This window comes from Pseudovibrio sp. POLY-S9, assembly GCF_001431305.1.
Taxonomy (GTDB): Bacteria; Pseudomonadota; Alphaproteobacteria; order Rhizobiales; family Stappiaceae; genus Pseudovibrio.
Map to the genome: position 1 here is coordinate 32,933 of NZ_LCWX01000170.1, position 18,734 is coordinate 51,666.

The following is an 18,734-nucleotide window of genomic DNA, read 5'->3' on the forward strand; positions in this document are numbered from 1 at the left end:
GGTTTGCCGAGCGCACGGGCAACGCCTGAGACCGCGCCGTAAGACAGCGAGTGTTCGCCGCCCAGTGTGACTGGAATTTTACCGACTTTGACGGCTTCTTCCGTACGCTGAGCGAGGCGCTCCATAACGTCCGGCAGGGGTCCATCACAGTTGATAGGATCTTGCGTTGCAATGCCGGAAGCGCATGGCTCAACACCATTACAGCCGCGTTCCAGCTCATTACTTGCCTCAATGATGGCTTGCGGGCCTTTTACTGTACCTGAGCCGTAAGAGACGGTGCGTTCCAGTGGGACTGGGATAATTGTGAAGAGAGCGTCTTCTGCTTTGCGTTCTGCTTCAGTCAGCTCACTGTCAAGAAAAACAGACATTTCGTACCCTTAGGAAAGACGGTTCAGGAAGTCGCTGTAAGAGAACTCGCGAATGATTTTAAGATCATCACTTTCAGAGTTCCAGAGTGCGATTGCAGGCAGGGGAACTCCGTTGAAGGTGTTGGTTTTCACCATGGAATAGTGAGCCTGATCGAGGAATGCAAAGCGATCACCAATATTCAGCGGCGCTGTTCGGGTGTAATCGCCGATCACGTCACCTGCGAGGCAGGATGGGCCACCGAGGCGGTATGTGTGCCCCTCCTCCACTTCATCCAGCATGGCCGGGCGATAGGGAGCTTCAATCACATCTGGCATGTGGCAGGTTGCGGAAATGTCTACAATTGCCAAATTCATGGTGTTTTGGGGCAGATCCAGCACTTCACCTACCAGAATGCCCGCATCCAGAGCAACTGCTTCGCCCGGTTCCAGATAAACTTCCAGCCCGGTTGTTGCACGCACATCCTTGATGAAGGCAATCAGCGCTTCGCGGCTGTAGTCTTCACGCGTGATATGGTGACCACCGCCGAAGTTGATCCATTTCAGCTGACTGAAATACGGCGCAAGCTTATCTTTCACCGCCTCCCATGTGCGCTGGAGTGGCTCAAACTCCTGTTCGCACAGCGTGTGCATATGGATGCCACCGACGCCCTCCAATACCTCTGCATTTAACCGCGAGATTGGAAAGCCCAGGCGAGAGCATGGAGCGCACGGGTCGTATTTCGCAACCTCGCCTTCAGAGTGCTCAGGATTGATGCGCAGGCCCACATCGACTTTGTGTCTGGCAGCGCGGACGTTTGGCAGGAATCGGTCTTTTTGAGCAGGAGAGTTGAAGATCATATGGTCGGTGTAGCCAATGATCTCATCAATCTCGCTTGCTTTATAACCAGCGCAGAAAGTTGCGACTTCTCCGCCGTATTCCTGTCGCGCAAGGCGTGCCTCATAAAGACCTGAGGCGCAGGTGCCTTCCAGATATTCGCGCACCACAGGGGCCAGTGCAAACATGGAAAAGGCTTTCAGCGCGGAAAGGACGTGCGCGCCAGAGCGATCAGCCACGTCCTTAAGCACAGAAAGGTTGCGGCGGACCGCAACCTCATCAACGACGAAACAAGGACTTGGGACCCGGGAGAGATCAAATGTCCTGAACGCTCCCGCATCGCCAGCCTGCGTCTGCATCATGTCAGCCATCAGCTTAGAACTGAACCGGGCCGTCGAGCTCATGCACCTGCCAGGGCAGGCCGTGCTCGTTCAGCATGTCCATGAAGTTATCCGGGTCCAGCTGCTCCATGTTCCAAACACCCGGCTCGTTCCAGTTCCCTTTCAGGATCTGTGCTGCACCAATCATTGCCGGAACACCAGTGGTGTAGGAAACAGCCTGCGAGCCAACCTCTGCATAACACTCTTCGTGGTCACAGATGTTGTAGATGTAATAGGTTTTCTCGCCGGAGCCGTCTTTGGCCTGACCGGTTGCAATGTCGCCAATGCAGGTCTTGCCTTTTGTCAGCTCGCCCAGATCACTTGGGTCCGGCAGAACGGACTTCAGGAATTGCAGCGGGATAATTTCCTTGCCCTCATGCATGACAGGCTCAATTGAGGTCATGCCAATGCCTTCAAGCACGCGGACGTGATTGATGTAAGCATCACCGAACGTCATCCAGAAACGCGCCCGTTCAATCTCGGTGAAGTGCGTTTTCATGCTTTCCAGTTCCTCATGGTACATGAGGTACATGTTCTTCTCACCAACGCCCGGGAAGTCGAAAGCAACCTTGTGGGTCATGGCTGGAGAGGTTACCCAGTCGCCTTTTTCCCAATGGCGTGCATCTGCAGTTACTTCACGGATATTGATTTCCGGGTTGAAGTTGGTTGCAAATGCTTTGCCGTTGTCGCCGCCGTTGCAGTCAAGAACGTCAATCTGGCGGATGGTGTCTAGCTTGTGCTTTTTCAGCCATGTTGCAAAAACGGAAGTAACCCCCGGATCGAAACCAGAGCCGAGGATCGCTGTCAGGCCAGCCTCTTTAAAGCGCTCCTGATACGCCCATTGCCAGTGGTATTCAAACTTGGCTTCGTCTTCCGGCTCGTAGTTTGCGGTGTCCAGATAGTTGATGCCAGCTTCCAGACAGGCATCCATCAACTTCAGGTCCTGATACGGCAGTGCCAGGTTCACCAGCAGCTCTGCGCCGCTCTCTTTGATGAGGGCAACAACTGCTGCAACGTCCATCGCGTCAACTTCAGCTGTCTTGATGGTAACGCCGGTCTTTGCCTTCACGCTTTTTGCAATGTCATCGCATTTAAACTTGCGGCGAGATGCGAGCGTGACCTCAGAAAAGATATCCGAATTCATTGCCATTTTGTGTACGGCTGCGGAGGAAACACCACCTGCGCCGATTACCAGAGTCTTACTCATGCCTATTCCCCGGTCCTTGGATTATTCGTAGTAAGTGTAGCCGTTGATGCTGTCGCGGTAAGCGGCAACCAACGTGCGTCGATCAGCGTTCTTCAGTGTGCCAGCGGAGACCGCCTCATCGATAAGCTTGCGGAAAGCGTCTACGCAATCGCGTGGATCATATTCCACATAGGAAAGAACCTGCGAGATTGTATCACCTTCAACTTCCTGAAGCAGATCAAATCCGCCATCAGCGCGCAGGTCAATGGTTGCCACATTGGTATCGCCAAACAGGTTATGCAGATCACCCAGCGTTTCCTGATAGGCGCCAACAAAGAAAACACCAAGATAGAATGGCTTGCCTTCTTCGAGCGTATGGACCGGCAAAGATGGTGAGATGCCGTCCGCCAAAATGAACTTGTCTACTTTACCATCACTGTCACAGGTGATGTCAGAAAGAACAGCGCGGCGATCTGGTGCTTCATTCAGGCGTTGTAACGGCACAATCGGATGAAGCTGATCGATGGCCCAGACATCTGGCAGGGACTGGAACAAAGAGAAGTTACAGTGGTAGATATCCGCCACCTTCTCCAGCTGCTCGTCAATCTCGGGAGCAACACCAGTTGGTGGCGCCAGCTCTTTAATCTTGGACATCAAATGCAGATAAATGCGCTCAGAACGACCCATCTGGCGCAGGTCGATATACCCACGGCGGAAGAGCGCCCGCAGTTCATTGCGGTAGAATGAGGCGTCGTTCAAACATTCCTGAAGCCGTTCTGCGCTAAGATACCCCTCAACGGCGGCAAGATCTGCAACCATGTGGTGATCGTCTGCTTCAGGCTCAGGGGCGGTTGGCGCATCAAACAGCGTTGCTTCAAGGACATTGAAGAGCAGCATTGAAGAGGTCGCGACAACGGCACGACCACTTTCAGTGATCAATGTGGGGTGCGTGAGTTCTGCCTCATCCATTGCATAAGCAACGGTCTCCACCACATTGGCGCAGTATTCCTCAACCGAGTAGTTGGTGGAGTTTTCAATCGCCTTCTTCTCACCGGTGTAATCAACCCCAAGGCCACCACCAAGATCAAGATGGGTTAGTTCGGCCCCTTCCCTTGTTAGCTCGACAAAGTAACGACAGGCTTCGCCAACTGCGCGGCGGACGTCATTGACATCAGGAACCTGCGAGCCAAGATGAGAGTGCTGCAACTTCAGGCAGTGCAAGAGTTTCGCATCGCGCAGTTTGTCAATCACTGAGACCAGCTGATCAGTGTTCATGCCAAATGTGGAGCGATCGCCAGAGCTTTCTTCCCACTTGCCGCCAATCTGGTTCGTCAGTTTAACGCGCACACCGAGCAAAGGCTCCTCACCCAGCTCCTCAACCACATTAATAACGGTGTCGAGTTCTTTCGGGCTTTCCAGCACGATGATGGTGTTAAAACCCAGCTTGCGGGAAAGAATTGCAAGACGAATGAACTCTTCGTCTTTTACACCGTTACAAACAATGAGGGCTTCTTTAGGCAAGCGGTGGGCAAGCGCAATAACAAGCTCAGGCTTGGAGCCAGCTTCCAGCCCGTAAGAGTAAGGACGGCCAAATTCAACGATACGGTCGATAACCTGCGCCTGCTGGTTTACCTTGATCGGGAAAACACCGCGATATTTGCCTTTGTAACCGACGCGATTGATTGCATCTGCCATGGAATTGTTGATGTGAGCGATTTCGTTTTGCAGGAACGAACTGACGCGCAGCAAAAGTGGAGAATGGATACCACGTTGTTCAAGGTCGTGAACGATCTCCGGCAGACTCACCTTGGGAGCGTCCGGCATCAAAGGATTACTAAGTGCTATATCGCCGTTTGGCAGCACAGAGAGAAGATCTTTACCCCAGCGCCCCATACCATAGACGGCATGGGCAGTACCTTGATTATTTGGCAACCATTTATCCCCTTCCAGAATTGATTTCGCCCCATTTACTCATGGTCTTCCCATCTGACAAGCCCAATATTGGTGTTCTAAACATCAGAGGTGGGAGAACAGGTGCACAAGTCACTTTTTGCTGGAACTAAAACTACAACCTAAAATTTTGGTGGGAGTGCTGTTTCAGCAATTTTAAAGAGGAGGGAGATTGGCTAAAGACAATGCAGTAGGCAGCTCCCCTATTTCTTGCGGATATCTCATTTGCTTATTTATTTGCGACCAATCTAGTCATAGATTAATTGCACTAACTGTAATACTTCTCCACGGGACTATGTTTTTAGCGACTGCAGAGCAACCATGACTTGGCAACAGCGGCTTCAAAAACTAAGAAAACAGAATGATCTGACGGTCAAAGATTTAGCTCGACGTGCAAACGTTGGTTATGACAATCTTTATAAGATCGAAAAAGGTTTAATAGATAATCCGCGTGGTGATACTCTGGGAAAGTTGGCACTAGCACTCGGTGTCAACGAACAGTTTCTTCGTTTCGGAATTCACGGTGTTAATGATGTCGACTTTATAGAAGACACTGAGATTCTAAGTGAGATGGAAGGGCATGTGAATCAGACTGATCTGGATTTAATTGATCAGGCTTGGACCCAAGCATTAGAAATCGAAGCACAGGTGTATGGCTCGGGTAGTAAAGGACCTATGAATTTCGTTTCCATGATGTTTGCTCGTATTTATCACGAGATGCTGAAACGAAATGAGCAATAAGACGCATTTACTTGCGGCCTTGCCGACGCTTTGGCACTGTTGTTAGAAATTTAAAGTCTTTTTCCAAACAACTTGTTACATCACGCTCTAAATTGAATATCGTGTCTATCTCTTTTCGACAATGTCGTTTCGAGTTCACTTTCTTCAGTTTAATCTTCTCAGTGAATGTGATTGCTTCGCAGTTATTGTTGGGGGAATTTACCTAATTTCTATCTGCCGATATGAAGTTATTCTCTCCGATTTTTTGCCTTATGAATTTGACTTAATAATTGTGCATACGTCATAAATGTGTCTTTTCGATCTCATGTATTATTTAATTAAGGCATTGTATCTTAAAGGTTAAATTGCTTTTTTGTCGTGCTTCTGGTTTTCGACTTTTAATGTGCATTGCTCAGGTTATTTAAAACTTGAGTTTATTTACCTTTCCAGCTGTTGAAATCTACGATATGGATTTATTATCCAATTCAACTCTAATTTATGCTCCTTTCCTGATTATGTGAAAGGCGCATAAGGATTGGACATGATCAGATTGTTCGTCTGAACTGGTTTTTTTACATTTGCTTTTAGTTCTCTAGTTGAAAGAACTCTTATGCCCATCGACTTAAATCGCGCTGAATATTCAAACGAAGTAGATAGTCAACATTCGACTGCGCGGCATGATATTTTTGAGGATCTCTTGAAAACGGCGAGTAAGCATGCTGCGGATGCGACTCCTGAAGTTGATTTTTTGAACTTGCTGACTGCGGATATGTCTTTTGGTGAACCTGAACTTGGTTCAATCGTTAAGCATAGAAGCACTGAAGAAGTCGGGTTTATCTGCGGTGAAACCACACTCATTTGCGGGCATCGAGCACTCAAATTCAGACCTTTTGACAGCTCCCCAACGGAAAGTGTGACGTGTGATCCTGATGAGCTGATTGTGGTTGGAGATCCGGATCTGAGGGTTGGCTATCCGCAACGTTGCAAGTACTGAAACAACTTGCCATTCAGTGAAACTGGTTTCGACGCAAAAAAACGCTCCATTTCTGGAGCGTTTTGTATTTTTAGATTTTATAGTCTGGGCTAATTGCTTGACACATCACTGAGTTCGAATTCAACTGGTTTGAGCACGTACTCATCAGGAATTTCTGTCAGTTTCACAACCTTACCACCGTTTTCAGAGGAAAATTTCTCAGCACCTGCTTGTGTGCCAAATGGAATTGCCTCTGGTGCCCCCATCCCGCCGTTCCGTGTACTTTCGATAACGAAGTATGCTGCATCTGCATCAACCCAGTTGTTATTGCCTGGTTGCTCCCAGCTGACTGCATTGTCCATATCGTTCACATAGATCGCGACGTAATCTTTGGATTCTTCAGGTAATCGTGTGAAGGCGACTGCATCGCGTACCTGCGAGAACCACAGTGGAAATGGGCTACCTGCCAAGTGAATCTGAGCTTTTGGCCCTTCGTGATCCAAAACAGTCATCTGGCAGTAGAAACCTGCAGCCTCGACACTAAGTTCCATGGCGACCGGCTTGACGACTTCTTCTTTCTCCTGACACGCTGCCAGAAGCAACGTGACACCAACGACTGCGAATAGTTTCTTCATCATGGGGAAACCCTCTTAAGCAGAAGGATTGCACCAGACATTGCAGCACCTGCAAACATAAAGATGGATGCAAGAGCAACGACTGGCGGGAATGGAAGGCTTTCAGCGACACCTGCCATACCGCCGACCATGGCGTTGGCATCGAGTGCTGAAAGGTTGAACAAGCGGAAAGCATCCGCTGGATTTGCCAGCAGAGCGAATGGGAACACACTGGAAGCAAAGAAGCCCTCGCTATCAGCGACCAGTGCTCCTAATAGTGCCAAATCGTAAAGCACAATCAGTACTAACCAAATTCCGATTGCCATTGCAGCTGCTGTCGTCACCTGGCGCACGAGTGCACTAACGATGTATCCAAGGGACAGGAATGCGAAGCCGAGGATGGCTGAGGTTGCGATCAGCCGCGCAAAGTCGATGAAACCACTGGTGTCACCGCCACCGGTGGCTGCCAGCATCAATGCAGTTGATCCGTAGCCGAGTGTGAGAGCCAGCATTAGAACGCAGATATGTCCGACAGCCTTGCCAATGAGGAACTCGCTTCGCGTCATTGGTGAAGAGAAGATCAGCAGCAAGGTCCCGCGTTCGATTTCACCTGCAACAGCATCAAAAGCGAGCAGCAGTGCGATCAGCGGAACCAGATAGACAGACAGGCTGGACAGAGAAGCTACAGTGATTGTCATGCGGCTTACATCAAGCGTGCCCGCAGGAGCTGAACCGAGCAAGGCCAGTGCCATGGAGAACGCGCTCAGGATCACAACAGAAAGCAAGATCCAGCGATTTCGTAAGCCGATCCGGAATTCTTGGTGAGCTACAGTGAGGATACGTTGGAACATATCTTTAAGCCTCCCCTGCACTATCTTCGAGATCTGCTTTTTCAGAGAAGTGCTTATACACATCATCCAGAGTTGGCAGATGGACATCGATGTCTTCGATCATCGCGCCAAGGCTGGTGACCGCAGCAATTCTTGCGATCTTGTCTTCGTGCGCGCACATGATTTCTACTGAGCGACAATTGACCGGAGTACCACCCAAGCGGTTTGCCAGTTGCTCTGCCGGCTCTTCTTTCAACTTTACCTTGAGGCGGATCGGCAATCTTGCTGCGGTCCGCAAATGGTCGAGCGTATCGTTTGCTACCAATTTGCCTTTGGACATGATCAAGATGCGATCAGTACGTGCTTCCATTTCCGTCAGGGCGTGAGACGACAGCAGTACTGTTGCTCCATTTCCTGAAATCTCAGTCACCAGATCGTAGAAGTTCTGCCGAGAAATGGGGTCAAGGCCACTTGTTGGCTCATCAAGCAGGACAAGCTTCGGTGTTCCGATTAATGCTTGTGCCAGACCCAGACGTTGACGCATGCCTTTTGAGTATGTCCCAACACGGCGGCGTCCTGCTTCTGCAAGTCCAACGCGTTCGAGCAAACCAATGGCTTTCTTTGCATTTTCGCCTTTTAGTCGTGCGTAGTATTTGAGAACTTCGACACCTGTCAATGTTCTTTGAAAGGCAACAGATTCAGGCAGGAACGCAGTGGATGCGCGTGCTTTGTCACTGCCGGGCTCTGCGCCCAAAACTTCAATCCGTCCATCCGTTGGGGTTAGAAAACCAAGTGACATCTTAAAGAATGTCGTTTTTCCTGCCCCATTGTGTCCGAGGAGCGCAACCCTCTCTGCGCTTCCCAGTTCAAAGGAAAGATCTTTTACAGCATCCCGTCCATCGAAGGTCATGCGGACGTTTTCAGCTCGAAGAACTGTATTATTCATCTTCTTGCTCCTACCTTCGGCTTTGCTAACTCTGGCGCATGCATCAGCGGTTTTTTGTCCACGATTCCGCCTGGCAAAAGCGCCGGAAACTGAGACTGTGTCCAACTGAGGAGTTGAACAGCAGGACTTCCGGTAAGCAGTTTTGCAGTGGGTTGCGTCCAGAGAATTTGATCGACCATGTCGTTTGGCCGGTAGGCGGTATCGGCTACTCCGTCTCCGTTCATGTCAAAGGCTGAATGATCGCTCCAGAAGTTTCCACGACCTTCGTAGGTCCACTCAAGATGACGTGTGCCCACGTATTTGACCTGAGTTTTATTTCCGATGAAAGCATTGTTGGAAAACTTATTTTTAGCGGAACCAGCTGTGAAATGAACTCCAATCTCACAACGTTCGAACGTGTTTCCGTCGACTTTGTTTTTGTTAGCGTTGTACATAAACAAACATTTTTCAGGCGATGCTTTCACATGGTTTCCGGTGATTACGGCATTGTTTGCGTAGTTCAGCATCAAGCCGTGGTCGCGGTCCCCATCAGAAATGTTGTTTGTGATGGTGAGCTTGTCGGAAAACATAAGAGCGTAGCCAATGTGATTGTCTACTGAGACGTTGTTGGAGATAGTTCCTTTGTTGCCATACATATAATGCACAGCAAAGCGTGTGTTTTCGAAATAATTATTTCTCAGAGTATCGTTTGGACTGGTGTTTACGAAGATACCGTCACGGCCATATTTGATGGTGTTAAATTCCACGACAAGTCGTGGTGAGTTCCAGACATATATGCCGTTTCCGCGCTCGTTGGGGCGCAGATCGCGACGTCCTTCAATCAGGTTATCGGCAACGTAAGCATCATCTGGGCCGTGTGCATCCACACCCACCAGATTGTTGAGGAACTTATTCCCTGTAATTCGGGCACGATCTGCTTTTTTTGTCAGCTTCACGCCTGAATCGATTGTTTGGTTGGAAAGACCTGAACCGGTAATGACCAGTCCATCGACGACCACATCTGGTGCTTCGACAGTTATTACTGAGCCTTTGCCATTGCCTTTAAGCTCTGCGCCTGGCTCTCCTTTAAGCACCAAAGACCGATCGATGATGATCGGTCCCTGATGAATTCCAGCAGAAAGGCGCAAAACGTCTCCGTCCTGCGCCTTTTCTAAGGCGCGGGCTAAGGCATCAGGCTGTGCAGGAACAGGGATTTCAGCGGCGTGAGCAGAAACGCTCACGCCAACCAAAGCCGTCGCTCCCAGCAATGTTTGCCAGAACAACCTTGTCATGCCCGCTGCTCCCTTATGCGTCGCGAGGCTCAACGAACATACGGCCGCGCATTTCCATGTGCAGTGCATGACAGAACCACTGGCAGTAGAACCAGTGAACACCTGGACGCTCAGCAATGAAGGTCACAGAAGCTGTTGCCTGAGGAGCAACTTCCATTGCTACACCGTAGTTGGAAATACAGAAGCCATGTGTCAGATCGTCAATGTCATCAATGTTGGTGACGTAAACAGTGACTTCATCGCCCTGCTTCACGGTAAACTTCTCAAGAGAGAAGGTTGGAGCTGCAGAGTGCATGTAAACGCGAACTTTGTTGCCATCGCGAATTACGTGTTCTGCTTCTTCCAGATCAACACCGTCTGCTTTTGCCTGTGCAACTGCATCAGCGAATGTTGGGTCGTTACGATCCCAAACAGAAGCTGGATTCACGAGAGAACGGTGAACGATGATGACGTCATGTGGCTCAGCGAATGTTGGGCCGTCATGAACGATCTTCATTTCGTCGCCAGAAATATCGATCAGCTGCTCGTTTTCAGGCTTCAAAGGACCAACGTTCAAGAAGCGGTCTTTGGAGAACTTGTTCAGGGAAACAAGCCACTTACCGTCCGCGTCCAGAGTTTCACCCATGGAAGTGTGGTTGTGGCCTGGTTGATAAGCGACATCAATCTTGGAATGGATTGGGTCGATATCTTCACCAGCGTACTGACGGATCGCTTTGTCGATGTCCCACTTCACCATCTGGCTGTCGAGGAACAGTGTGGTGTATGCGAAGCCGCGGTTATCGAATGCTGTGTGGAGAGGGCCAAGACCCAGCTCAGGTTCTGCAACAACTGCGGAACGTGGATCTGCACCGTCAAACACTGCATCCAGCTTGTCCACGTCGATAACGGAAACTGTTGGAGACAGTTTACCAGCGATCATAACGTGTTTTTTGTCTGGGCAAGTGTTACAGCCGTGTGGGCTGTTCGGCACTGGAACGTATGCGGTGTACTTGGAGCCTTTACGGCCATCAAGAACAGGCACACCATTCAGCATTTCGTAGTCGCCGTTTTTGACGCCTTCTTCAATGCGCTTGATGTTGAAGACAACGCAGTGGTCCATTTCGGACGCAGTCATCTCGGCCAGATTGGTACCCATTTCTGAGTTGTAGCTGGTTGAGAATGCATATTTACCCTGATAGTCCGCATCGCAGTTATCAAGGTTACCGGATACAATCACCTGCCATGCCACTTCCATGGTATCGCCGTCAATCGCGGTAAAGATGCAGGTATATTCTTCCGGCTTATCAAGGATTTTACCATCGTTTACGAGTGGAGCTTCGTGCTCACCGTTTGCGAAAACATAACCTGTACGAGGCCATTTTTGAGGGCGTAGACCATGGATGTCGTGCGCGTTTGGCACTTCGATGATCTTGTCTGCTTTCATCACGTCAAGACGAATACGTGCAACACGAGTATTTGCTTTATCGTTCATGAACAGGTAGCGGCCGTCATATTTGCCGTCAGTGAAGGACATATGTGGGTGGTGAAGGTCACCGTTGTCATATGTGTCCATATTATGAGCTGCAAGGAACTCTTTGGTTTCTGGCAGCAGGTTTTCTGTCAGAATTTTTTTGGATTCGTTGGTCTGGCCCCAACCGGTTGCGGAACAACGGTTAAACACAGGAACGCGCATCAGTTCACGCATGGATGGGATGCCCAGAATGCGCAGCTCGCCTGCCTGTCCAGAAGACCAGAAGCCGTAGTATTCGTCCAGGTCGCCCGGAGCAACGTGGAAGTCGTTACCTTCAGCTGCCTGTGCAGCAGTGATGCCACCAGTAGCGCCAGCAACTGCCACTGCGCCCAGACCCGCAACAGCGGCTGTTTTAGCAGTACCACCGAGCAATGCGCGGCGTGACAGACCTGTCTCTTTTCTATCAGTCATGAAAGTCTCCCTTGATACTTTCTAGTAGATTTGGCCTAAGCCGGTTGTTTGACGGAAGTGCCCTTTTCCGTCTTTGAAATACCCGTCTGCGCTTCGAATTTCTTGCGCTTGGCAAGCTTCTTAATGCAGACCGGACATTTGTCGTCGCTCTGATACAGAACCTGACAGTGCAGGCAGTTCAGGCATTCGTTTGGATTGATGTTGCCCTCTGGGTGGATCGCTCCAACCATGCAGTCCTTCTCGCAACGTGCGCATGGATTGCCGCACTCTTTGTAGCGCTTCAGCCAGTCGAACATGCGTAGGCGTGCTGGAATGGCGAGCGCTGCACCAAGTGGACAGAGGTAACGGCAGTAGAACCGCTCGATAAACAAACCTGCGGTCAAGAGTACCACGGCGAACAGGACAAACGGCCATCCGCGCTGGAACTTCAAAATGATTGCGGTCTTGAATGGTTCAACCTCTGCATAATGCTCAGCAACTGCCAAGGAGTAGAGTGACAAGCCAAACAGAGCGAGGAAGATCATGTACTTCACGGCCCAGAGGCGTTCATGCAAACCCCAAGGCAATGAGATTTGAGGAACTTTGAAGAACTTCGCGATCCGATTGGTTAGCTCCTGAAGTGCACCAAACGGGCAGAGCCAGCCGCAATATGCGCCACGACCCCAGAAGATGAGTGCTGCTGCAACAGCAAACCACAGCAGGAACACTAGTGGATCCATCAGGAACGCGGTCCAGCTGAATTCTGTCGTCAGCGCTGAGAAGAGCGCTAGAACGTTTACAACAGAGAGCTGCGCGTTTTCCATCCAGCCCAACCAGACCAAGACGAAGGTTAGGAAGCCAATACGGAACCAGAAGGTAAACTTCTCTGATTTGGCAACCTGCATCTGGAAGAAGAAAACGCCTGTCAGGATTGTAAGAGCAATGCCTAGTATTGCGATATCAACCTGACGATCATTCCAAATGCGCTGCCAAAGCTCTACGCGGCCTTCTTCTGCAGGAGCGGCAACTGCGCCTTCTCCCTTTCCTGCATCTGCTGCGGCAACTGGTGCATCCTCTACCTTCTTCAGGTATTGCTGCGGCAACTGATAGCCCAGATCAAATGTCAGGAAGGTTTTCTCAATCGCACCAATTGTACGGTGTACGAGAAGCTGCAGCCGGAATGGTTTACTTGGATCGAAACCGGAGTCTGCAGGAATGGTGAACATGTCCAGTTCTTTAAACGTTGGCGCATCATCTGCAGCCACAACGCCGAGACGTTTGTGTTGACGGTCTCTGAAGCGGACTGAAATGTCATCCTGGATCAGCTGAATACGATCAAAGATGCCACCACGTACGTAGCCTGTGCCTTTGAAAGAATAACGACCACGACCGAGGACCACGATTGCGTGCTCACCTTCTTTCAGACGATTTTTCAGATTGGCATACTCTGCGTCTCCCAGGATCGTACGACCTACAGTTGGGACGTCAGCAAGCGCCATAAACATATCAACGTAAGAGTCGGTTTCTGGCCCCTTCTCTGGACGTTTGATGGCTTTGGGATTGCCTTGCTCTACAAATGCGGCGTTGACCTGGCCCACATCGAGCGTCAGACGACGGATAGAACCATCACCAGTCATTGACATCCAGTCAGAAACCTCTGCTTTGTCTGGATCTATGACAAATTTTGGACCAGTGTCAGCAGCAGCGCCTTTCAGGCCACCAAGTCCGAGGGTGCGCGCCACTTTCAGGCTTGCTCTCACGACGGAATCATCAATCACCATAATGGTGACGGTCGCGCCGGAGATGATATCCAGCTCGTGAGCAGACCCGCCCTGCTCTGCTTCTTTCTTGATATCGAGACCAGCATAATTCTCGGTGATCTTTTTGATCTCGCTATCAGGGATACCGATCAGAACGATTGGTTCTGCGTGCTTTACCAGCTGAACGCTCGTGAGCATGCCTTCAGGATTGATACCAACCAACGTATCAATAGGCTTGCCAGAATATCCTGTTGTGGAAACGAGATCGGTGGTTAGGAAGACCCAACCTAAAACGTCATCTCCGGCCATTGCTGGTAACACTGCGATGTCCTCGTGCAGCGCGCCATACCTGTCGGCCTTAGGAAAGAACTTTGTGACCTCAACTTTTTTGGCAAAGTCGAGAACACGGTTTGAAGAGTCCGACGCAGCTATCGCGTAGTTCGACGCACTGAGAAAGAACGTAAATATTAGAAGGAAGACAGTGCGCAACCTGAGAGCTCGCATTTCCGAGAAACCTTATCTCGCATGAAAAATATACATTAAGTAGGTGCGCTTATTCGGAGGTGAGTTCTTTGCGGCAGATCAAAAAGCAAACTCCGCTAATCGATCAAAACACGCATCTCCACAGTATTTAGATATTTCACAACTTTTGATTGATTTTGCACGATGACGCTCTGGGCTGTGGGGTTTTTTATTATCGTAACTTATTGCTTTTGTTTGCATTTAATTGAATAGTCAGCATCGGTGGTGGACACTTGAAACTCATGAATTGGCGTGGAAATACGTAGTCTAATGAGCTTTAGGTTGTAGTTTTACGGAGAAAGCGAGACAATTTGCCCTATGAGGGAAAGTCTGATGATAACTCCCACTCTTAACTTTGAGCGCTCGTACGCGTGAGGCGCATTCTTTGCTGAAGGCACTTAAGTGTAGCCGCCTTCTCCTCATGATTGTGAGTGGCGCAAGATGCATACTTGATTCAAATTCAATGCACTGTGTGGAAAATAAAAAAAAGCGCTTGCGCTAAGCCCCTGCAATCCTTAGAAGACCCCTCACAGGCAGCGACCTAGCGGTCACGCCGAGAGCCCGTAGCTCAGCTGGTAGAGCAACTGACTTTTAATCAGTAGGTCCACGGTTCGAACCCGTGCGGGCTCACCATTTAACCTCGTGGTATATAAAGAGGTTTAGCAAAGCTCTCTTTCGGGAGCTTTTTGCATTTAGGCCTCGTGTCAGCACTATGTAAGCAAATGGCAGTGTTTCAAGAGCCGTTTTTGACCTCAAAACCCTCTCATTTCCTCTTATAATTTAGCTTTGGAAAAGCTGTGAATGTCGTCATAGTTGTCAGCAAACGAGCAGGCCACTTGAGTTGACAGATTGCAGAGTTGAAAACGAGCTGTCACAAGTCGTCAGAGCTTCAAGGCAAGCTTACCAAACCAAGCACCTGTCAAGCCCAGATATCATTCGATAAAACCACGCTTCTCCTTGATTTATCAAGGAAATTTCAAATCCTCCTCCGGGAGGCTTTTTGCTTTTCTGGCTTTTGTCAGCATATTGTAAGCAAATGGGTGTTTTTGTAAGCAGGATTTCACCCCTCATACCTCCTCCAAATACCCTTTCAACTTAATACTGGAAAAGCTGTGAATGCCGTCACTTGCCGTCAGAGATAAGGCATTCTGAGAGGCTTGATAAAGCAAGACCTGACAGTCAGTTGTCATAGGCTGTCAAAATCAGCATCATCCCCTATTTAATCAACACACATCTTATTTTTTCTGAGGTACGTAATTAAGATTCGTCCGGCACAACTTCGACATTTTCGAACCGTGCGAAAAGCCATTCCTCGGCTTTCTTGACCGCCTGAGCAATCTCATCATCAGCTTGATGTTTTGGTAGATAGAAAATTGCACCAGATTGAGCCAGTTCTACTTCAAAGCGCAGAGTTTGCTCTCCTCTTTCGCACATCAATGTATGTCTATGTGGCATACTGAACTGCCATTCAGACATTACTCACTCCTACGTATCAGCGAACACCGTGACTTGCTAAGTATCGCATCAAAACCAGCCTACTCTCAGCGCCTGCTAACTTCAGATTAACGATCCTTTAGAATTATGCATGATGTACACGTTTTGATACATGGATTTATTTATGCGCTTATTTGTTGTGGCAGCTAGTTTATGGATTAGCGCACTGAACACCGTCCTTGCCTTCGAGGTGCTGCAACCATCTGAGCAGATGGTTGCAGCTATTTTAGTAAAGCCAACTGATCCACCAAATGCTCCATTTCTACATATAAGTTGTCGTCGCGCCATTTATCCTGAGTTTCGAATAGGACTTCTATACAAGGCCGGTTTTGCAGATAAGGATCGGCACGCAAGGCCAGATCTAGAAGTGAAAACAGATGATCGCCCTGTTCGTCTGTTATACACTTCCGCCTTCAACTACGATGGTAAGTTTGCTTTACTCGCAAAAGGTTGAGAACCTGCCATAAATCTCATCATGCGAGATCTTGAAAATGTCAAAAGTAATATAACCATCACAAAAAATCCTGAAGCTCCTATCGTGTTCACTGCTGCTAGCTTGCAAGGTGCTTCAAAGTTCCTTCAAGAGAAATGCCCTCCAATGAGATACGAGGAGTACGCTTTAAGTGGCAAGTATGCCGACGTAGAAAAAGCGGGTCTCGTGCCGGTTGAAGTACTCGACATTGGAGGATTTGACACACTTTCGAGTAGCATCTCTCTCCTGCTGAAGGAAGTTGCTATCAAAAGTTGGACTGCAGAGCAGCGGGCTCAAACAGCTGCCAACATCGCTCTAGCTGTTGCTGAGAGGCTTAAGCTACTCACCGTAACCGTGAACATTAGAATGGCAGGAATCGACTACCCAGGACCACTTGACTAAAAGATGGCAGGAGCTGGTGGTGGATTGGCTATCTATTATGATCGCCGTTTAAGTAACCTTCAGAATGATGGCTTCGTAGACAAGGACGGCTTCTACCTCATCGGTGGCGGCAATGAAGTTATCACACCCGAAATTTTTGAGTACAATCAGGCGTTCTTTAAGCACAAATGGATTACATATGATGAAGCTCTTGGGGAGATATCAAAGCGCCCTTCAAATGAAGCCGCAATGAAGGTCGTCTATCAAGAAATGAGCAATGAACTCGGATATGATGCGGAAAACTACTATCCTTATGAGAGACTTCAGGGATCAAGTACTGAGCTGATCAAGCAAGATTTACCTCCCTCATTAAAACAACTTCTAGAGCAGATAGTAGCCAATTTTTGCAAGTTTGATCGAGAGTATTGTGAAATCAGGGACATAAGTGCTCAACTCTGAGGCTAGCGGGACGATGGTCCAGAGTGAGCTCAAGCGTTGATGATAAAGTCAGCTGCCTACCGCACCAAAATTACTACACCAACAGTCAACGGTAGCTTTGTCTCGCTTGTCTACCACTCAAAGAAAAGGCGTGAGAGGCAAAACCCCTCTTCATTCCGTGTTTTTAGTCTTTGGAGACTTCCAGCGCACAAGGTTCAAGCAGCTCGGAAATCTTCTCGCTACTTCCCTGCACATCTTCAATGTGATTGCGCACAGTATCAAACAGCGTCAGCAACGCTTCATATCTGTGTGTGTGCTCCATGCGCTCACTTAGAACCACACTCATAGAATAAACCAGATTTTTGAGGTGGTTGGTTGCTAGGCTAAGCTGATCCACTTCATTGCGAAGGGACGTATGGGCACATTTCTCTTTACCAGTATCAGTCATCATAAACCTCCGTTACGGGTTTGTTGAACAAACCACTCAACAGAAGGCTTCTGATGGCCCACTGGTGAGCGGGAGGCTCAGAACCTGGTAACGCAGGCGGGTTTATTCCCCCGTGAAGGGTATTATATTCACCGCCCTCCCGCCCATAAGCGAGAGTTGCGTTTGGAGCGCTAACTCCAGACACAAAAAGACCGCAGAAAACGGCCGCGGTGCCGTGTTACCGAGGTTCTGACGCCTCAAGCTGACCATGCGATGATTGAAGCAAGGTGTCAATGCAAGGAAACTGAATTCCTCCACAAACCCATAGGATTAGCGGGGCTAAAAACTGAGAACAACAACATGAACATAAACATCAAGCCCTCGCGAAAACCACATAGCCGCTTGCGCCGTGGTCTCGAACTACCCGCAGTCAAGGGAAAGCCCAGGAAGGACCCATGATGTCTTGAAGGGAAAACGGCTAAATCACATCCAGATAGATCAGCCGCTTTGAACCCGTCGCCTTCTTCAGAACCTGAATACGCTTCTGCCTCAGCAGTGGCGCTGCCCGATCCACCGCACTGCCAAACGCATTCACCTTTGTCGGCCAGAAACGTGAGGATCTGATCTGGTCACACACAATCATATTGAGTTCAGCCAGCAGCTCAGTTGCCGTGCCCACCCAACTCTCACCACCTTGCCGAACCATGAGAAACTCATGAAGCGCCACAGCAACCGGATCACCTTCAAAGACGGCCTCTGCTGTACCACGCCGGTTGCTCTCATAAGCCTCCAGAAACTCACCCTCTTCCCAACCAAGGCCAGAAGACGCAGCCACCATTAACCGCGCAAAGTCCGCCATGCGTGGATGGCGATCCAGATGTACACTCTCAATGTTGCGAATAGCTGCGCTCAACGCATCCAGCAATGCGCCAAGCATACGCGGTTTGAGCAGCTCCCATTCTTGCCAGAACAGCTCTTCCGGTTGACGGCCCACCTCATCAATGCGCTTGAGACGAACAGAAAGCGCCCGTTCTGCCAGATCAGCCCGTTCAGTCAGCGCAGGAATGCCATTAAGCAGCACAGGCCGCGCCCCTTGAAACCAATAGGCATCACCATCTGTGTGCAGCTTGCGAGAGATAAACCCACTTCCCGTCGCCATCCGGCAGATCGCATCAGAGAGCCAGCCTTCCATCTTCGAAACATTATCAAAGTTGAGCACATGCCCGTTTTGCGCCATCACCATAAGATCACGCTCATCTTTGGGAAGAGAGGACGCAGAAACAGCACA

17 protein-coding genes, 1 tRNA gene and 1 pseudogene are annotated in these 18,734 nt (G+C 49.4%); 6 read left to right on the forward strand and 13 right to left on the reverse strand.

All coding sequences use genetic code 11. The features are described 5' to 3' along the window. The 4 genes from PPL9_RS33435 to speA form a co-directional block, all read right to left on the reverse strand. Positions 1-368: arginase family protein (locus PPL9_RS33435; protein WP_208989451.1), on the reverse strand; the 368-nt coding region annotated here is incomplete at its 3' end. A 9-nt stretch (positions 369-377) separates the two neighbouring features. Further along, the gene (gene nspC, locus PPL9_RS17480; RefSeq protein ID WP_244273413.1) at positions 378-1,586 is read right to left on the reverse strand and encodes a carboxynorspermidine decarboxylase; all 1,209 of its coding nucleotides are present in this window, start codon (positions 1,584-1,586) and stop codon (positions 378-380) included. Next, positions 1,558-2,769, reverse strand: coding sequence for a saccharopine dehydrogenase family protein (locus PPL9_RS17485; RefSeq protein WP_057463900.1), 1,212 nt, complete (start codon positions 2,767-2,769; stop codon positions 1,558-1,560). Before PPL9_RS17485 ends, nspC begins: the two co-directional genes overlap by 29 nt. Positions 2,770-2,790: 21 nt before the next feature. After that, a complete protein-coding gene (gene speA, locus PPL9_RS17490) occupies positions 2,791-4,680 on the reverse strand; it encodes a biosynthetic arginine decarboxylase (RefSeq protein WP_082596942.1) in 1,890 nt (629 codons plus the stop codon). A 339-nt stretch (positions 4,681-5,019) separates the two neighbouring features. On the opposite strand from speA, the gene PPL9_RS17495 reads away from it, so the two are divergent. Both PPL9_RS17495 and PPL9_RS17500 read left to right on the forward strand, forming a co-directional pair. Beyond that, entirely contained in the window at positions 5,020-5,439 is a 420-nt protein-coding gene (locus tag PPL9_RS17495; RefSeq protein WP_057463902.1) for a helix-turn-helix transcriptional regulator, read from the forward strand. A 676-nt stretch (positions 5,440-6,115) separates the two neighbouring features. Continuing rightward, positions 6,116-6,412, forward strand: a complete 297-nt coding sequence (locus PPL9_RS17500; RefSeq protein ID WP_152986728.1) for a hypothetical protein — start codon at positions 6,116-6,118, stop codon at positions 6,410-6,412. Positions 6,413-6,501: 89 nt separating this feature from the next. Here PPL9_RS17500 and PPL9_RS17505 read toward each other — a convergent pair whose 3' ends face one another. Genes PPL9_RS17505 through PPL9_RS17530 form a run of 6 tightly spaced genes read right to left on the reverse strand, consistent with a single transcriptional unit; the run spans position 6,502 to position 14,216 of the window. Then, positions 6,502-7,029, reverse strand: a complete 528-nt coding sequence (locus PPL9_RS17505; RefSeq protein WP_057463904.1) for a nitrous oxide reductase accessory protein NosL — start codon at positions 7,027-7,029, stop codon at positions 6,502-6,504. Next, the gene (locus tag PPL9_RS17510) at positions 7,026-7,856 is read right to left on the reverse strand and encodes an ABC transporter permease subunit (RefSeq protein ID WP_057463905.1); all 831 of its coding nucleotides are present in this window, start codon (positions 7,854-7,856) and stop codon (positions 7,026-7,028) included. Before PPL9_RS17510 ends, PPL9_RS17505 begins: the two co-directional genes overlap by 4 nt. A 4-nt stretch (positions 7,857-7,860) precedes the next feature. Further along, positions 7,861-8,781, reverse strand: a complete 921-nt coding sequence (locus PPL9_RS17515; protein WP_057463906.1) for an ABC transporter ATP-binding protein — start codon at positions 8,779-8,781, stop codon at positions 7,861-7,863. Further along, complete coding sequence (locus tag PPL9_RS17520) at positions 8,778-10,052, reverse strand: nitrous oxide reductase family maturation protein NosD (RefSeq protein ID WP_057463907.1); 1,275 nt, start codon at positions 10,050-10,052, stop codon at positions 8,778-8,780. Before PPL9_RS17520 ends, PPL9_RS17515 begins: the two co-directional genes overlap by 4 nt. Positions 10,053-10,065: 13 nt before the next feature. Continuing rightward, entirely contained in the window at positions 10,066-11,973 is a 1,908-nt protein-coding gene (gene nosZ, locus PPL9_RS17525; RefSeq protein ID WP_057463908.1) for a TAT-dependent nitrous-oxide reductase, read from the reverse strand. 35 nt (positions 11,974-12,008) lie between these two features. Continuing rightward, positions 12,009-14,216, reverse strand: a complete 2,208-nt coding sequence (locus PPL9_RS17530) for a NosR/NirI family protein (protein WP_057463909.1) — start codon at positions 14,214-14,216, stop codon at positions 12,009-12,011. A 575-nt stretch (positions 14,217-14,791) separates the two neighbouring features. On the opposite strand from PPL9_RS17530, the gene PPL9_RS17535 reads away from it, so the two are divergent. Further along, positions 14,792-14,867: transfer RNA gene (locus PPL9_RS17535), tRNA-Lys, on the forward strand. 624 nt (positions 14,868-15,491) lie between these two features. On the opposite strand, the gene PPL9_RS17540 is transcribed toward PPL9_RS17535, so the two are convergent. Then, positions 15,492-15,710, reverse strand: a complete 219-nt coding sequence (locus PPL9_RS17540; RefSeq protein ID WP_057463910.1) for a hypothetical protein — start codon at positions 15,708-15,710, stop codon at positions 15,492-15,494. Positions 15,711-15,852: 142 nt separating this feature from the next. Here PPL9_RS17540 and PPL9_RS17545 point away from each other — a divergent pair, with 142 nt between their 5' ends. Genes PPL9_RS17545 through PPL9_RS17555 form a run of 3 tightly spaced genes read left to right on the forward strand, consistent with a single transcriptional unit; the run spans position 15,853 to position 17,040 of the window. Continuing rightward, positions 15,853-16,182: a hypothetical protein gene (locus tag PPL9_RS17545; RefSeq protein ID WP_152986729.1), complete on the forward strand. Its 330-nt coding sequence runs from the start codon at positions 15,853-15,855 to the stop codon at positions 16,180-16,182. Positions 16,183-16,203: 21 nt separating this feature from the next. Next, entirely contained in the window at positions 16,204-16,602 is a 399-nt protein-coding gene (locus PPL9_RS17550) for a hypothetical protein (RefSeq protein WP_057463912.1), read from the forward strand. A 3-nt stretch (positions 16,603-16,605) separates the two neighbouring features. After that, positions 16,606-17,040, forward strand: a complete 435-nt coding sequence (locus PPL9_RS17555; protein WP_057463913.1) for a hypothetical protein — start codon at positions 16,606-16,608, stop codon at positions 17,038-17,040. 163 nt (positions 17,041-17,203) lie between these two features. Here the strand turns inward: PPL9_RS17555 and PPL9_RS17560 are convergent, their stop codons facing one another. Further along, the gene (locus PPL9_RS17560; protein WP_057463914.1) at positions 17,204-17,467 is read right to left on the reverse strand and encodes a hypothetical protein; all 264 of its coding nucleotides are present in this window, start codon (positions 17,465-17,467) and stop codon (positions 17,204-17,206) included. A 457-nt stretch (positions 17,468-17,924) separates the two neighbouring features. After that, a pseudogene (locus PPL9_RS33440) lies at positions 17,925-18,734 on the reverse strand (ATP-binding protein); the annotation flags it as partial.

Bases quoted from the DNA above. Each gene is read 5' to 3' on its own strand.
- nspC (WP_244273413.1), bottom strand. From the start codon at position 1,586: ATGAGCTCGACGGCCCGGTTCAGTTCTAAGCTGATGGCTGACATGATG.
- PPL9_RS17485 (WP_057463900.1), bottom strand. From the start codon at position 2,769: ATGAGTAAGACTCTGGTAATCGGCGCAGGTGGTGTTTCCTCCGCAGCC.
- PPL9_RS17495 (WP_057463902.1), top strand. From the start codon at position 5,020: ATGACTTGGCAACAGCGGCTTCAAAAACTAAGAAAACAGAATGATCTG.
- PPL9_RS17505 (WP_057463904.1), bottom strand. From the start codon at position 7,029: ATGATGAAGAAACTATTCGCAGTCGTTGGTGTCACGTTGCTTCTGGCA.
- PPL9_RS17510 (WP_057463905.1), bottom strand. From the start codon at position 7,856: ATGTTCCAACGTATCCTCACTGTAGCTCACCAAGAATTCCGGATCGGC.
- PPL9_RS17515 (WP_057463906.1), bottom strand. From the start codon at position 8,781: ATGAATAATACAGTTCTTCGAGCTGAAAACGTCCGCATGACCTTCGAT.
- PPL9_RS17520 (WP_057463907.1), bottom strand. From the start codon at position 10,052: ATGACAAGGTTGTTCTGGCAAACATTGCTGGGAGCGACGGCTTTGGTT.
- nosZ (WP_057463908.1), bottom strand. From the start codon at position 11,973: ATGACTGATAGAAAAGAGACAGGTCTGTCACGCCGCGCATTGCTCGGT.
- PPL9_RS17530 (WP_057463909.1), bottom strand. From the start codon at position 14,216: ATGCGAGCTCTCAGGTTGCGCACTGTCTTCCTTCTAATATTTACGTTC.
- PPL9_RS17540 (WP_057463910.1), bottom strand. From the start codon at position 15,710: ATGTCTGAATGGCAGTTCAGTATGCCACATAGACATACATTGATGTGC.
- PPL9_RS17545 (WP_152986729.1), top strand. From the start codon at position 15,853: ATGCGCTTATTTGTTGTGGCAGCTAGTTTATGGATTAGCGCACTGAAC.
- PPL9_RS17550 (WP_057463912.1), top strand. From the start codon at position 16,204: ATGCGAGATCTTGAAAATGTCAAAAGTAATATAACCATCACAAAAAAT.
- PPL9_RS17555 (WP_057463913.1), top strand. From the start codon at position 16,606: ATGGCAGGAGCTGGTGGTGGATTGGCTATCTATTATGATCGCCGTTTA.
- PPL9_RS17560 (WP_057463914.1), bottom strand. From the start codon at position 17,467: ATGACTGATACTGGTAAAGAGAAATGTGCCCATACGTCCCTTCGCAAT.